The organism is Catenibacterium sp. AM22-6LB, assembly GCF_003435615.1.
Lineage (GTDB): Bacteria > Bacillota_I > Bacilli_A > Erysipelotrichales > Coprobacillaceae > Catenibacterium > Catenibacterium mitsuoka_A.
The window spans coordinates 1-13,726 of sequence record NZ_QTUM01000060.1 but is presented as its reverse complement, the minus strand read 5'-3'; the positions used below and the strand labels follow the sequence as shown (position 1 = coordinate 13,726).

The 13,726-nt window shown below is 34.5% G+C and carries 11 protein-coding genes; all 11 read left to right on the top strand.

The features are described 5' to 3' along the window. The first annotated feature begins 158 nt into the window (after positions 1 to 158). The 11 genes from DW269_RS10650 (at position 159) to DW269_RS10600 (ending at position 13,704) form a co-directional block, all read left to right on the top strand. Positions 159 to 1,358 (top strand): acetate/propionate family kinase, encoded by a 1,200-nt coding sequence (locus DW269_RS10650; RefSeq protein WP_117459806.1) that lies wholly within the window; start codon positions 159 to 161, stop codon positions 1,356 to 1,358. Positions 1,359 to 1,444: 86 nt separating this feature from the next. Beyond that, positions 1,445 to 2,374 carry a bifunctional oligoribonuclease/PAP phosphatase NrnA gene (locus DW269_RS10645; protein WP_117459804.1) on the top strand — a complete coding sequence of 310 codons (930 nt, stop codon included), beginning with the start codon at positions 1,445 to 1,447 and terminating at the stop codon, positions 2,372 to 2,374. Positions 2,375 to 2,398: 24 nt separating this feature from the next. Beyond that, positions 2,399 to 3,070, top strand: coding sequence for a response regulator transcription factor (locus DW269_RS10640; RefSeq protein WP_117459802.1), 672 nt, complete (start codon positions 2,399 to 2,401; stop codon positions 3,068 to 3,070). Continuing rightward, entirely contained in the window at positions 3,070 to 4,443 is a 1,374-nt protein-coding gene (locus tag DW269_RS10635; RefSeq protein ID WP_117459800.1) for a cell wall metabolism sensor histidine kinase WalK, read from the top strand. Before DW269_RS10640 ends, DW269_RS10635 begins: the two co-directional genes overlap by 1 nt. A 5-nt stretch (positions 4,444 to 4,448) precedes the next feature. After that, a complete protein-coding gene (locus tag DW269_RS10630) occupies positions 4,449 to 5,021 on the top strand; it encodes a xanthine phosphoribosyltransferase (protein WP_117459798.1) in 573 nt (190 codons plus the stop codon). Positions 5,022 to 5,032: 11 nt separating this feature from the next. Next, positions 5,033 to 7,969, top strand: coding sequence for a chromosome segregation protein SMC (locus DW269_RS10625; protein ID WP_117459796.1), 2,937 nt, complete (start codon positions 5,033 to 5,035; stop codon positions 7,967 to 7,969). 11 nt (positions 7,970 to 7,980) lie between these two features. Further along, positions 7,981 to 8,961 (top strand): signal recognition particle-docking protein FtsY, encoded by a 981-nt coding sequence (gene ftsY / locus DW269_RS10620; protein WP_022424279.1) that lies wholly within the window; start codon positions 7,981 to 7,983, stop codon positions 8,959 to 8,961. A 4-nt stretch (positions 8,962 to 8,965) separates the two neighbouring features. Further along, a complete protein-coding gene (ylxM, locus tag DW269_RS10615; RefSeq protein ID WP_117459794.1) occupies positions 8,966 to 9,295 on the top strand; it encodes a YlxM family DNA-binding protein in 330 nt (109 codons plus the stop codon). A 10-nt stretch (positions 9,296 to 9,305) separates the two neighbouring features. Continuing rightward, positions 9,306 to 10,697 (top strand): signal recognition particle protein, encoded by a 1,392-nt coding sequence (gene ffh, locus DW269_RS10610; RefSeq protein WP_117459792.1) that lies wholly within the window; start codon positions 9,306 to 9,308, stop codon positions 10,695 to 10,697. Positions 10,698 to 10,903: 206 nt separating this feature from the next. Further along, complete coding sequence (locus tag DW269_RS10605) at positions 10,904 to 11,608, top strand: response regulator transcription factor (RefSeq protein WP_117459789.1); 705 nt, start codon at positions 10,904 to 10,906, stop codon at positions 11,606 to 11,608. 5 nt (positions 11,609 to 11,613) lie between these two features. Beyond that, entirely contained in the window at positions 11,614 to 13,704 is a 2,091-nt protein-coding gene (locus DW269_RS10600) for a sensor histidine kinase KdpD (protein WP_158546358.1), read from the top strand. Positions 13,705 to 13,726 lie beyond the last annotated feature (22 nt).

The window sequence follows — 13,726 nt, the reverse complement described above, 5'->3', positions numbered from 1 at the left end:
GCAAGTTGATATTGTCCCAATTGGGACAATATCAACTTGGATACATTGAGACATTATCACATTGGAATCAGATAAATGTCAACGCTTACAATATTTTTGTTGTGTTTTATATCTTATTTTAGTAAAATAAAATTATATGATTTTAAGGAGGTTATAATATGGCTAAAATCATGGCGGTAAACGCTGGTAGTTCATCATTAAAATTCCAGTTATTAGAAATGCCTTCAGAACTAGTAATCTGCTCAGGTATTGTGGAAAGAATTGGACTAGAAGAAGGAATTTTTACTATTAAACATAATGGACAGAAGAAAACAGAAAAATTACCTATTCCAGACCATAAGGTCGCTGTTTCTTTAGTGTTAGACGCATTAGTGAAGGAAAAAATTGTTGAAAAGCTAGAAGAAATTGAAGGGGTAGGACATCGTATTGTACATGGTGGTGAATACTTTGATTCTAGTGCTGTTGTAAATGAAGACGTAGTAAGTAAGGTAGAAGAGTTATGTGAATTAGCACCACTACATAACCCTGCACACTTAGTAGGATATCGTGCATTCAAAGAAGCTCTTCCAGGAGTAGGACATGTATTCGTATTTGATACAGCATTCCATCAGACATTGGATAGAGAAAGATATTTATATCCATTACCATTAGAATATTACACAGACTATAAAATCAGAAAATATGGTGCACATGGTACAAGTCATAAATATGTTTCTGAACAGGTTATTAAAGAATTAGGTAATCCAAAACATTCACGTATCATCGTATGTCATTTAGGTAATGGCGCATCACTTTCTGCAGTATTAGATGGTAAGTGTATTGATACATCAATGGGATTCACACCACTAGCAGGTGTAATGATGGGTTCTAGATGTGGTACAATCGATCCATCTATCATGCCTTACTTATGTAAGAAATTAAATAAAACACCTGATGAAGTATTAGATATCTATAATAAGAAATCAGGAATGCTTGGTATTTCAGGTATTTCTTCAGATTCACGTGATATTGAAAATGCTTTATTCAATGAAGGTGATGAACGTGCATTATTAACTGGTTTATTATATTCACGTATTGTTTCTAAATATATTGGTCAGTATTTCGTAGAATTAGGTGGCTTAGATGCAATTGCCTTCACTGCAGGTGTAGGTGAAAACGCTGCTTACTTAAGACGTTTGATTATCGATGATTGTTCTCGTGCACTAGGCGTATTCTTAAATGAAGAATCAAATGAGATTCGTTCAGACGAAAATAGATTAATCTCTCATCCGTTCTCTAAGATTGATGTCTTTGTAATCCCTACAAACGAAGAAGTAGAAATCGCTAGAGATACTATGAAACTATTGCATTTAGGATAAAATGACAGACAGAAGTCATATATTGATTTCTGTCTTTTTTATTTCTATGAAAATATGTTAAAATGGGGGAAAAGGTGGGTTAAATTATGGATAAAATAATTAATTTATTAAAACAATATAAACAAGTATTCTTATATCGTCATATTAATCCTGATTATGACGCTTTTGGTTCTACTGTAGGTATGTATTGTTTCTTGAAAGAAAACTTTCCAAAAATCAATGTTGTGTTAAAAGGGAACTTTGAGAATGTTTTATGGGAAAAATTCAATGCCCCTATAGATGAAGAAAAAGAACTTCCTACTCTAGGTATTGTGATTGATACAGCTAATCGTGAACGTATTGATGGTGATATTTCAGTATGTGAGAAGATCATTAAGATTGATCATCATATCGTCGTAGATTCTTATGGAGATATCAATGTTGAAGATGCCACTGCATCAAGTGCTTCTCAGATTGTTTCTCTATTATTAGAAGAAGTAAAGGATGCTTATTCTTTAAATGAACAAGGTGCACGTGCTTTATATATGGGTATTATTGGTGATACAAATAGATTTATGTATCGCTCTACAGATGCCCGTACATTCAGGGCAGCATCTTACTTGTTGGAATCAGGTATTAATATTGAAGAAATCTATCAAACAATGTATTTAAGAGAAGAAAAAGATTTAAAAGTCACACAGTTTATCTTGAACAATTATAAAGTCGATGGTAAAGTGGCTTACTATATATTGAAGGATGAAGACCTTAAAGAATTAGGTATTAGTCGTGAAGAAGGTTCTAGCTACGTCAATACACTTGCGAATGTCAAGGAATTTGAAGTCTGGTGTGCTATTACAGAAAATACGAAAGATAATGTCTATCGTGTCTCTATTCGTTCTAGAAATGCGATTATTAATGAAGTGGCTGCTAAGTTTGGTGGGGGAGGACATGCCCTTGCTTCAGGTGCAACACTTTCGAGTCTAGATCAGCTTGAGGACTTACTTTCATCTCTTCATGATGCAATAAGTATGATATAATGAGAAAAAATGAGGTGAAATAAGATGAAATCTAAGATCATGGTTGTAGATGATGAAATGCATATTAGAGAATTAGTGCGTTTCTATCTTGATAAAGAAGGTTTTGATACAATTGAAGCAGCTAATGCTGAAGAAGCATTGGATATAGTAGAAAACCAATATATTGATTTGGCTGTTGTTGATATCATGATGCCAGGAATGGATGGCTTTGAACTTGTTGAACAGATGAGACAGTATCGTGAATTTCCAGTCATTATGTTGACAGCTAAATCACAATCAAAAGATAAATTAAGAGGGTTCTCTTTAGGTATTGATGACTATGTTACAAAACCTTTTGACCCAGATGAATTAATGGCGCGTGTTAAAACAATCTTAAAACGATATAGTATTAATTCTTCAAATGTAGTGAAGATTGGTGACGTCATCTTTGATGGTGATAAATATGAAGTACGTTATCAGGATCAGATTATCCATCTTCCTTTAAAACAGTTTGAATTGGCATTTGAACTCGCAAAGAATCCTAATCAGATTTTCACAAGAGAACAGCTAATTGAAAAAATCTGGGGAATGGATTATGACGGTTTTGATCGTACAGTAGATGTTCACATTAAGCGTATTCGTGAGAATCTTGGGCATCTCCCAGGATTCAAAGTTGTGACAGTACGTGGCTTAGGTTATAAAATAGAGGTTGAGTAATGAAGTCTATTTATAGTAAACTTATAATTGGCTTTTTATTAACATCTTTATTAAGCTTTTCAATCTGTTGTTTCTTTACAATCAGATCTTATAATCATGACTCTGATCAACTGGCATTAGAAGAGTTAGAACATTCTTCTGATCATATTGCAGATTTGATCAAGTTAATTGATGATAAGGATCAGGATAAGATTTTAGCGGATTATTCAGAAACATCAGAAATGTCTTTTACTGTCACATGTGAAGGACAGACAAAAAGCTTTGGACATGTTAATAAGAAACTTATACTTAAAGATGATGAATTAAAAACACTTGCGACTTCAAAAGATAAGTCATTACGTAGTGAAGGAATCATTTCGCAATATGCGAAAGCATTTAAAATTGATAATCAGACATATGTGATTACAGTTCAGAAGGATTTTTCTGCTACAAAAGATATCTTTATGAAGTCTTATACAAGTGCAGCTATCATCTTTATGATGACAGGAAGTATTGTCTTCCTGATTGTTGCAGATATTATTGTGAAACCAATCTCACGTCTCACAAAGGTCACTGATGAGCTTGCGAAAGGGAATTATAAGGTGCGTGTCAATTATGAAGGAAAGGATGAAATATCCTCATTGTATGCTTCCTTCAATCAAATGGCAGTAAGACTCGCTAAGCAGGAAACAATCCGCCAACAATTTATATCGGATGTATCTCATGAGTTCCAGACACCTTTAACGGCTATTAGTGGATTTGCGACGATATTAAAGAATGAGAATCTGACAGATGAACAAAGACAGAAATATGCTGATATTATATTGTTCAATTCAAATCGTTTGTCTCATCTATCTAAGAATATGCTTCAATTAACATTATTAGATGGTGAAGATACATCATTAGATAAGAGTGAATTCCCACTTATTGAACAGCTTAATCGTGTTATTGAGATGGAAGACAATGCGGCTTTAAGCAAGGATATTGAAATAGAATTCATTCATCCTAAAAAGGAATTCATTATTGAAGCGGATGAAAGCCGTATGGAGCAGGTCTGGATCAATTTATTAAGTAATGCAATCAAGTATACGAATGAGCATGGTGTAGTAACAGTAGAAGTAAGAAGAACAGCCACTGAACTACAGGTTCGATTTGAAGATACAGGTGTGGGAATGAGCCAGGATGCTATTTCTCATATCTTTGAAAGATTCTATAGACAGGATAAATCACGTACAATTGAAGGAAATGGACTTGGTTTATCGATAGTAAAAAGGATTATTGATTTACATCACTATAAAATAGATGTAGAATCACAAGAAGATGTTGGTTCTGTATTTACTGTTTATATCCCATATGAGATGTTTACAGGACTCACAAAAAAGAAAAAGGATTAGTGAAGATGGAAGAGTTAAAGAGAAAGATTTTAGAAGATGGATATGTTATTAATGAAAATGTATTAAGAGTAGATAGCTTTTTAAATCATCAGATTGATGTAGAGTTATTTAATAAGATTGCAGATGCATTCTATGAAAGATATAACAATAAACCAATCAACAAGATTGTTACTATTGAAGCAAGCGGTATTGGTTTAGCTGTTGTCGTTGCACAGAAATTCAATAATTGTCATGTAGTATTTACTAAGAAGGGTTCTTCTTCAATCACTGACAATGATTTCTATACTACAGAAATTCATTCTTATACTAAAAATAAAGACTATATTGGACAGATTTCTAAGAAATACTTAAGTCCAGAAGACCATGTATTAATCGTGGATGATTTCTTAGCCAATGGGGAAGCTGTTATGGGCATGATTGACTTATGTAATCAGGCAGGTGCAACAGTAGAAGGTATTGGTATTGTCGTTGAAAAAGGATTCCAGCAGGGAAGACATAGAATTGAAGAAGCTGGATATAAAGTACAGTCTCTTGCAATCGTAAAGGGCTTTGAAGACGGCAAAGTTATTTTAGATTAGAGAGGAATAACATGTATTTAAAACGAATTGAACTTCATGGCTTTAAATCCTTCGCGGATAAAAGTGTAGTTGAATTCATGCCAGGTATTACTGGAATAGTAGGGCCTAATGGATGTGGTAAATCAAATATTACTGATGCCATTCGCTGGGTACTAGGAGAAAAGTCTGCAAAGGCAATGCGTGGAGAAACAATGACGGATGTCATTTTCTCTGGAAGTGAAGATCGTAAAGCACAGGGTGAAGCAGAAGTGACACTTGTCTTTAATAACGAAGATCATTTTCTTGATTTTAATTCTAATGAAATAGAAATCACACGTCGTCTTTATCGTACAGGTGATTCAGAATTCTTATTAAATAGAGAACAGTGCCGTTTAAAGGATATTACTGATTTAATTATGGATACAGGTTTAGGAAGAGATTCTTTATCTATTATTTCTCAGAATAATATCAATGAGTTTGTGAAAAGCAAACCAGAAGATCGACGTGCGATGTTTGAAGAGGCAGCAGGTGTTGCAAAATATAAGAAGCGTAAGATTGAAACAGTCAGAAAGCTTGAACGTACAGCAGACAATCTAGACCGTGTTCAGGATATCTGTAGTGAATTAGAACGACAGATAGGACCATTGAAAAGACAAAAAGAAAAGGCTGAAACATATTTAGAGTTCAAGGAAGAACTACAGGAAGTAGAAGTTTCAGTGCTAGTAAAGGAAATCAGTACTCTTTCTGAAGAATTAAAGACTTTAAATAAAGAGTTAGAAGACCTAGAAAATGAACGTATTACCAATGATGGTGCTGTTATTCTTGATGAAAAGCAGAGTGAAGAACTTGAAAAGAAGATGTATGCTCTTGACCAGGAAGTCAATGAACTTCAGGAAAAGCTATTAGAGGCAATGAATGAAGTCAGCAGCCTTGAAACACAGAAGGTTGAAATTGATGCCAATCGTAAGCATATATTAGAAACAACAAGCCAAGAAGATATAGAACAAAAGAAAGCAAGTATGAAGTCTATTCTTCAAGATGCGATTATAGATTATAACGATAGAGTGAAGCGTTATAATGATGTCAAGAAAGAAAAGAATGATTTGGCACAGAAAGATTCTTTAAATAAGAAACAACAGGCTAATCTTCGCTCTCTTATTGAAAAGAAGAATATTGACATTCATAATTCTCGTACTGAGAAGACAAGATTGACTGATATTATTGAGAATAAGAGTGGCTACAGCTATGGTGTACGTACTATTTTAGGTGCGAAAAATTCTTTATCTGGTATTTGTGGTACTTTAGGTGATCTGATTGAAACAGAAGAAACCTATGAAACAGCACTTGCAACAGCGCTAGGTGGGGCGGTGCAATTTATTGTCACTCGTACAAATGATCAGGCAAAAGAAGCTATTTATTTCTTGAGAAAGAATAAGGCAGGACGTGCGACATTCCTACCTATTGATACAATGAAACCTAGATTATTAAGAGATGAAGCAAAGATGCTTGCTGAACAGTCTCTTGGATACTTAGGTGTAATGAGTGATTTTGTGACTTATGATAAGTCTATTAGTGATGTTGTATTAAACCAGTTAGGTAATACAATTGTAGCTGATCATTTAGATCATGCGACAGAAATCGCAAAATCTATTTATCATCGTTATCGTGTTGTCACCCTTGAAGGAGATATCATCAATGTAGGTGGTTCTTTAACTGGTGGGGCAAATAAGCATACAAATAATTCGATGATGTCTAAAAGAGAATTAGAACGTGTGTCTCGTACATTAGATCAACAAGAAAAAGATCTTAATAAGATGAAGTCCGATCTTCATACATTAGAAAATGAGGGAAGAGAAATCGGACAGCTCTTTATGCAGAAACAGATGTCTCTCGCAAAACTTGAACTTGTTGTCACAAACAAGAAGAATGAATATGAAGTTGCAAAGGCTGATTATGAAAACTTGACACACCAGAGTGTCGAACTTGATGAAGTCATCAAAGGCACTCAAAACAATGAATTACTTGATCGTTTAAATGATGCAAAAAGACGTCGTGATGAATTAAAAGAAACAATTCAGGCAAAACGTACAATCCGTATGGGTTATGTGAATGAAAACGAAGAAGTGTCTCGTCGTTTACGTGAACATCGTGCTGCTTTAAAAGATGTAGAAAGTCAGAGTACGGATAAGAAGGTCGCAAAGTCTCGTTTAGAAACAGAGATTCAGAACTACTTATTAAGACTTAATGATGCATATGCAATGACTTTTGAACATGCGCAGGAAAAAGCCGATATGTCCATTGATATTGATAAGGCTAAGGATAAAGTACGTGATTTAAGACAGCGTATTGCGTCACTAGGACATGTCAATGTAGAATCAATTGAACAATACAATGATGTAAGTACACGTTATGAAACACTAAGTACACAGCGTTCACAATTATTAGAAGCACAGGATAGCTTATTAAAAGCTATTAAAGATATGGATGCTATTATGGTTGAGAAGTTCAGCACTTCATTTGAAGCCATTAATAAGGCATTCAACGATGTATTCCGTTATTTATTTGGCGGAGGACATGCTTCACTTAAATATACTGATCCAGATAACATTCTAGAAACAGGTATTGATATCGAAGCACAGCCACCTGGAAAGGCTGCTAAGCTGCATTCTTTCTCAGGAGGAGAAAATGCATTAATCGCATTAAGCTGTTTATTTGCGATGATCAGCGTAAAGCCATCTCCTTTATGTATTCTCGATGAAGTAGAAGCAGCACTTGATATTGCGAATGTAGAGCGTTTTGCGAAGTATTTACGTAGTTTCTCAGATCAGACACAATTTATTGTCGTTACACATCGTGAAGGAACTATGGCTGAATGTGACCTATTATATGGGGCTACAATGCAGGAAAAAGGTGTCACTAAGCTTGTTAGTGTTAAGCTTAAGGATGCCACTGAATATGCAAGCAGTTAGGAGGATGCATTATGGGATTTTTTCAGAAGATTAAAGAAACATTTGTAGGTAAATCTACAAAACAGAATGAGAAGTATGTTGCTGGTCTTGATAAATCATCTGCTTCTTTCTCATCTAAAATTAATGCGTTAGCCGCAAGATATCGTGAAATCAACGATGAATATTTTGATGAGTTAGAAAATATCCTGATCATGAGCGATGTTGGTGTCAATATGGTTATGAAGATTGTAGATGAAATCAAGAAGGAAGTACGTCTTGAAAATATCAAGGATCCTCATGCGATTAATGATATTATCGTAGATAAGATGTTTGTCATCTATGCCAATGATTCATATATGACAACTAAGATCAACTATGCAGAAAATGATTTAACAGTTATCTTGATGGTTGGTGTTAATGGTGCAGGTAAAACAACTACTATCGCTAAGCTTGCCAATAAGATTATGCATGAAGAAGGCAAGAAGGTTATGGTGGCTGCTGGTGATACATTTAGAGCTGGTGCCATTGAACAGCTTGCTGAATGGGCAAACCGTTTAAATATTCCTTGTGTTAAGGGTAAAGAAGGAGGAGATCCATCTTCTGTTATCTTTGATGCATTAGAACAGGCAAAAGCAGGCGGTTATGATGTACTCATCTGTGATACAGCAGGACGTTTACAGAACAAAGTAAACTTAATGAAGGAACTTGAAAAGATGAATCGTATCATCAAGAGAGTTGTACCAGAAGGACCTCAGGAAACATTACTTGTTGTAGATGCAACAACAGGTCAGAATGGTATTTCACAGGCTGTAGAATTCTCTAAGATTACAGATATTACTGGTATTGTCCTTACTAAGATGGATGGTACTGCTAAGGGTGGTATTATTCTTTCTATTAAGGATATGCTCAATATCCCTGTTAAGTTTATTGGTCTAGGTGAAAAGATTGACGACTTACAGGAATTTGATCTTGAACAGTATATTTATGGTTTGTGTAATGATCTAATGGAGTAAGATGATGGATGAAGAGTTAAAAAAGAAAGAACAAGTCATCCTCTTGATGGATTGTTATAGAGAATTGTTGACAGACAAACAGAAACAGTATCTTTCTCTCTACTATGAGGAAGATCTGTCTTTATCAGAAATAGCTGAAGACTTAAGTGTTTCTAAAAATGCTGTTTTTGATAATATTAAGCGTTCGGTGATGAGTTTAGAGAAGTATGAATCTAAATTACATATTCTTGAAAATCATCGCAAGAGACTTAATTTAATTAATAAGATTGAAGAAGAAAAGAATAAGAAGCATGAAGAGATTGATGAATATCTTGAAATGCTGAAGAATATCTAGGGAGGTAATTATGGCTTTTGAATCTTTATCAGATAGACTCCAAGAGACATTAAAAAAGGTAACAGGACAAGCGACTCTTACTGAAGCAAACATGGAGGAGATGCTTCGTGAAATCCGTTTGGCTTTACTTGAAGCCGATGTTAACTACCAGGTAGTTAAAGAGTTTATTGCAAATACAAAAGAAAAAGCAATCGGTCAGAACGTTATTGGTTCATTAAAACCAGGACAGGTTCTTGTCAAGATTGTTCATGATGAATTAGTATCATTACTTGGTACAGAAATGGTGACTGTAGACTACTCTAAAGATCCTACAATCATCATGATGGTTGGTTTACAGGGTTCAGGTAAAACTACAACTGCTGGTAAGATTGCTAAATTAATCACTGAAAAACAAGGTAAGAAGCCTTTATTAGTTGCTGGCGATATTTATCGTCCTGCAGCCATTGATCAGTTAAAGACATTAGGTGCACAGCTTAATATTCCAGTATTCTCTAAAGGCACTGATACACCGGTAGAAACAATCGTAACTGAAGCTTTAGCTAAAGCACGTGATGATCACAACGATGTAGTAATCATCGATACTGCTGGTCGTTTACAGATTGATGAAAAGTTGATGCAGGAGCTTGCAAACGTTAAAGAAATTGCCCATCCTGATGAAATCCTTTTAGTTGTTGACTCATTAGCTGGTCAGGAAATCGTGAATGTTGCTTCAACATTCAATGAAAGACTAGGAATCACTGGTGCTGTTTTAACTAAGTTAGATGGTGACGCACGTGGTGGGGGTGCCCTCTCTATTAGACATGTCACTCATGTCCCTATTAAATATATCGGTACAGGTGAAAAATTAGATGAAATCGATTATTTCTATCCTGACCGTATGGCAGATCGTATCCTTGGTATGGGGGATGTTGTTTCCCTTGTAGAAAAGGTACAGGATGTTTATGATGAAAAAGAAAGTATGAAAGCTTTCAATAAGATGAAAGCCGGTACTTTTGGTTTAGATGATATGCTTGATCAGATGAAGAAACTTCAGAAGATGGGTCCTTTATCTGGCTTATTAAAGATGATCCCAGGAATGCCTAAGATTCCTAATTTAAATGATGATGATGCAGCTGCTAAGATGAAGATGACTGAATCAATCATCTATTCTATGACTAAAGCAGAACGTGCAAATCCTGATATGATTAATTCATCACGTAAAGAAAGAATTGCCAAGGGTTGTGGTCAGCCTGTGACTGAAGTGAATAAGCTATTAAAACAGTTTGAACAGTCACGTAAGGTCATGAAACAGTTAGGTAACATTGATCCTACAACTGGTATGCCAACACAAAGACCAATGAAGAATCAGCAGCAGTTCAATCCTTATCGTAAAAAGACAAGACATAAGAAAAAGAAGAAATAAAACCTCCCCGGAGGTTTTTTCTTTAGAATTATTTAAGAATTTCATCACGAATCTTTTTATTTTTAGTCACTATACTTATAAGCGAAGGAGGGATACATATGTTTGAAACATTTATGTTCACATTATTATTTCCTGTTATTATGATCAGTATTATCGCTTATTTAAGTACATTGACTCGCTGATTATGAAGAAGGGGAGTTAAGTTAATGAAACACACACTATTACTTGTAGAAGACGAGTTAGGTATTAGAGAAACAGTTAAGATCTTTTTGAAGAGTCAGAATTATGAAGTCATTGAAGCGGAGAATGGAAAAGAAGGGCTTGAAGCACTTAAACATAACGATATCCATTTAGCTATTGTAGATATTATGATGCCTGTTATGGATGGGCTGACTATGACAATGAAGCTTCGTGAAGTATCAGATATCCCTGTGATCTTCTTGACAGCTAAAACAGAAGATATTGATAAGATTACAGGACTTAATCTAGGGGCAGATGATTATATCACTAAACCTTTTGAACCTATGGAACTCATTGCAAGAGTGAATTCTAATTTAAGACGCTATGAACAGATCTTAAATTTAAAGGGAAATACTCAGAAGCCAAACAATCAACTTGTCGTAGGAGGCTTAGTATTAGATCAGGCCACTAAAGAAGTCTTTGTGAATGGTCGTTCTGTTAGACTCACTAAAAAAGAATTCCAGATTCTTGAATTATTGATGAGTTATCCTGGCAAAGTATATTCTGCAGAAGAAATCTATGAATCTATCTGGGAAGAAACAGCTATCAATACAGAGACAATCATGGTTCATGTAAGAAGACTAAGAGAAAAGATTGAAGCCAATCCTAAACATCCTGAATACTTAAAGGCTGTCTGGGGTGTAGGCTATAAGATAGAAAAGATGGAGTGATGAGAATGAAGAAAAGACGTATATTTATTATTGGTTTAATTGTCTTACTACTTGCCTGTCCTAGCTGTATGATTTATATTACGGTCAAACAGCAGGATGGTTATAAGAAAAGAGCTGCAAACAATATGAATGAGTATATGCTGCAGTTTCTTACAATGGCTGTTGAAGCAAAAACAGATCCTGATTACAAACCTTTAAGCTTTAATGGTCTAGATGAAAAGTCGCAGGAAGGAGCTACTGCGACAATGAATGAAATATTCAAAACTATTTTAGATATGGAACAGAATGATGATGGATTCCACTATGAAGCATATAATGAAAAGACAAGACAGTATTATAAGAACCAGAAATCTTATTATCCTATAGCCTATAGAGGATTTTTTAAATCTAGTTCACATTCAAAATATTTTTATACGGATGCTGTCTCTCTTTTTGATGAAAGTGATATAGTACGACAATTAGATGAACGATATAAGCTTGATGAAGGAAAAGACGGTAAAAGGTCGTTACTTAAAGTCAATAATACGTATGTAGATTTAAATCAGGTGAGTATTAATCTGCCTCAGAATACAGAAATGACTTATTACTGCACGACGTATGTCTCACCTATGACATATATTGATATTAATTTCGTAAGTGAATATGATGTCGCAGTTCTTTCGGGTGTAGCTTTAATTTTAGGTTTAGTCATCTTTATATATATTTTAATGAACTCGTTAGAAGTAGAAGAAACTATTAATCCATATCGCACAATTAAACAATGGAAACTATTGACTGTTATCATCATTATTGGATTAACAAGTTCTATTTTTATAGGGGCATCAGGGATGACAGGTTATTTTGTAATGATGGGAGAACTTCAAAGTGTACTTGCAAGATGTGGTGTAACCTATGCGACACCTATCAGTTATGGTCTCTATTTCTTCTGTATGCTTATTTTCTATTTCTTATTCTCAATGTTATGCTTTACTGTTAAGTATATGTTTATGAATGGAATGGATTATTTTAGAAACAATACATGCATCTATGCACTGTATGCAAAATTAAAAGGACTTGGTAATAAGATTACAGAATTTGACTTAAGAGATAATGTCAACCAGGATATCTTAAAGTTTACTATCTGTAATGCATTACTCGTTATTATTCTTTATGTCATTTCACCTAGTAAAACAATCTTTGCGATTCTCTATGTCATTATCTCTTTCTTGTATATAAGAAAGCAGTCAATGAAGGTAAGAAATGATTATAAGAACATGCTAGACTTTACAGAACAGCTTTCTCATGGCCATTTTGATACAGAAATAGAAGATGATCTAGGCATCTTCAACAGTATGCGTGATCGTTTAAATAACTTAAAAGTAGGTTTTGAAGCAGCTGTGAAGGAAGAAACAAAATCACAGAATATGAAGACAGAACTTATTACCAATGTCTCTCATGATTTGAAAACGCCCCTTACATGTATTAAGAACTATGTTATTTTACTTAAGAATACACAAGCTGATGAAGCAACAAGAACTGAATATTTAAACCAATTAGAAAAATATACAAATAGACTCTCTAATCTTATTCAAGATCTCTTTGATGTCTCTAAAGCCTCTAGCGGTAATATAGACCTTCATCCTATAGATTTGAGACTACAGGCATTAGTTGATCAATCCTTAGCAGAATGTATTGAAGTATTAGAATCTAAAGATATCCAGGTCATTAAGAATGTCGAAGATGTCGTTGTACACTTAGATGGAGATAAGACATATCGTGTCTTTGAAAATCTATTAACTAATATTGGTAAGTATGCCATGCCACATAGTCGTGCTTATATTGATATTCATGAGGAAGAAGACTATGTTTCAGTCATATTCAAGAATATGAGTGAAGTAGAAATGAACTTCTCTAGTGAAGAAATCCAGGAACGTTTTGTACGTGGGGATAAATCCCGTCATGAAACAGGTAGCGGACTAGGACTCGCGATTGCGAAAAGCTTTGTTGTTGCTCAGGGTGGTACATTTGATATAGAAATAGATGGGGATCTCTTTAAAGTCATCATGACATTCAAAAAAAGCCCGAATTGCAAGCAGAAACTGGAAATAAGAAGATAAATTAGTTTTTGTAGAAAATAGT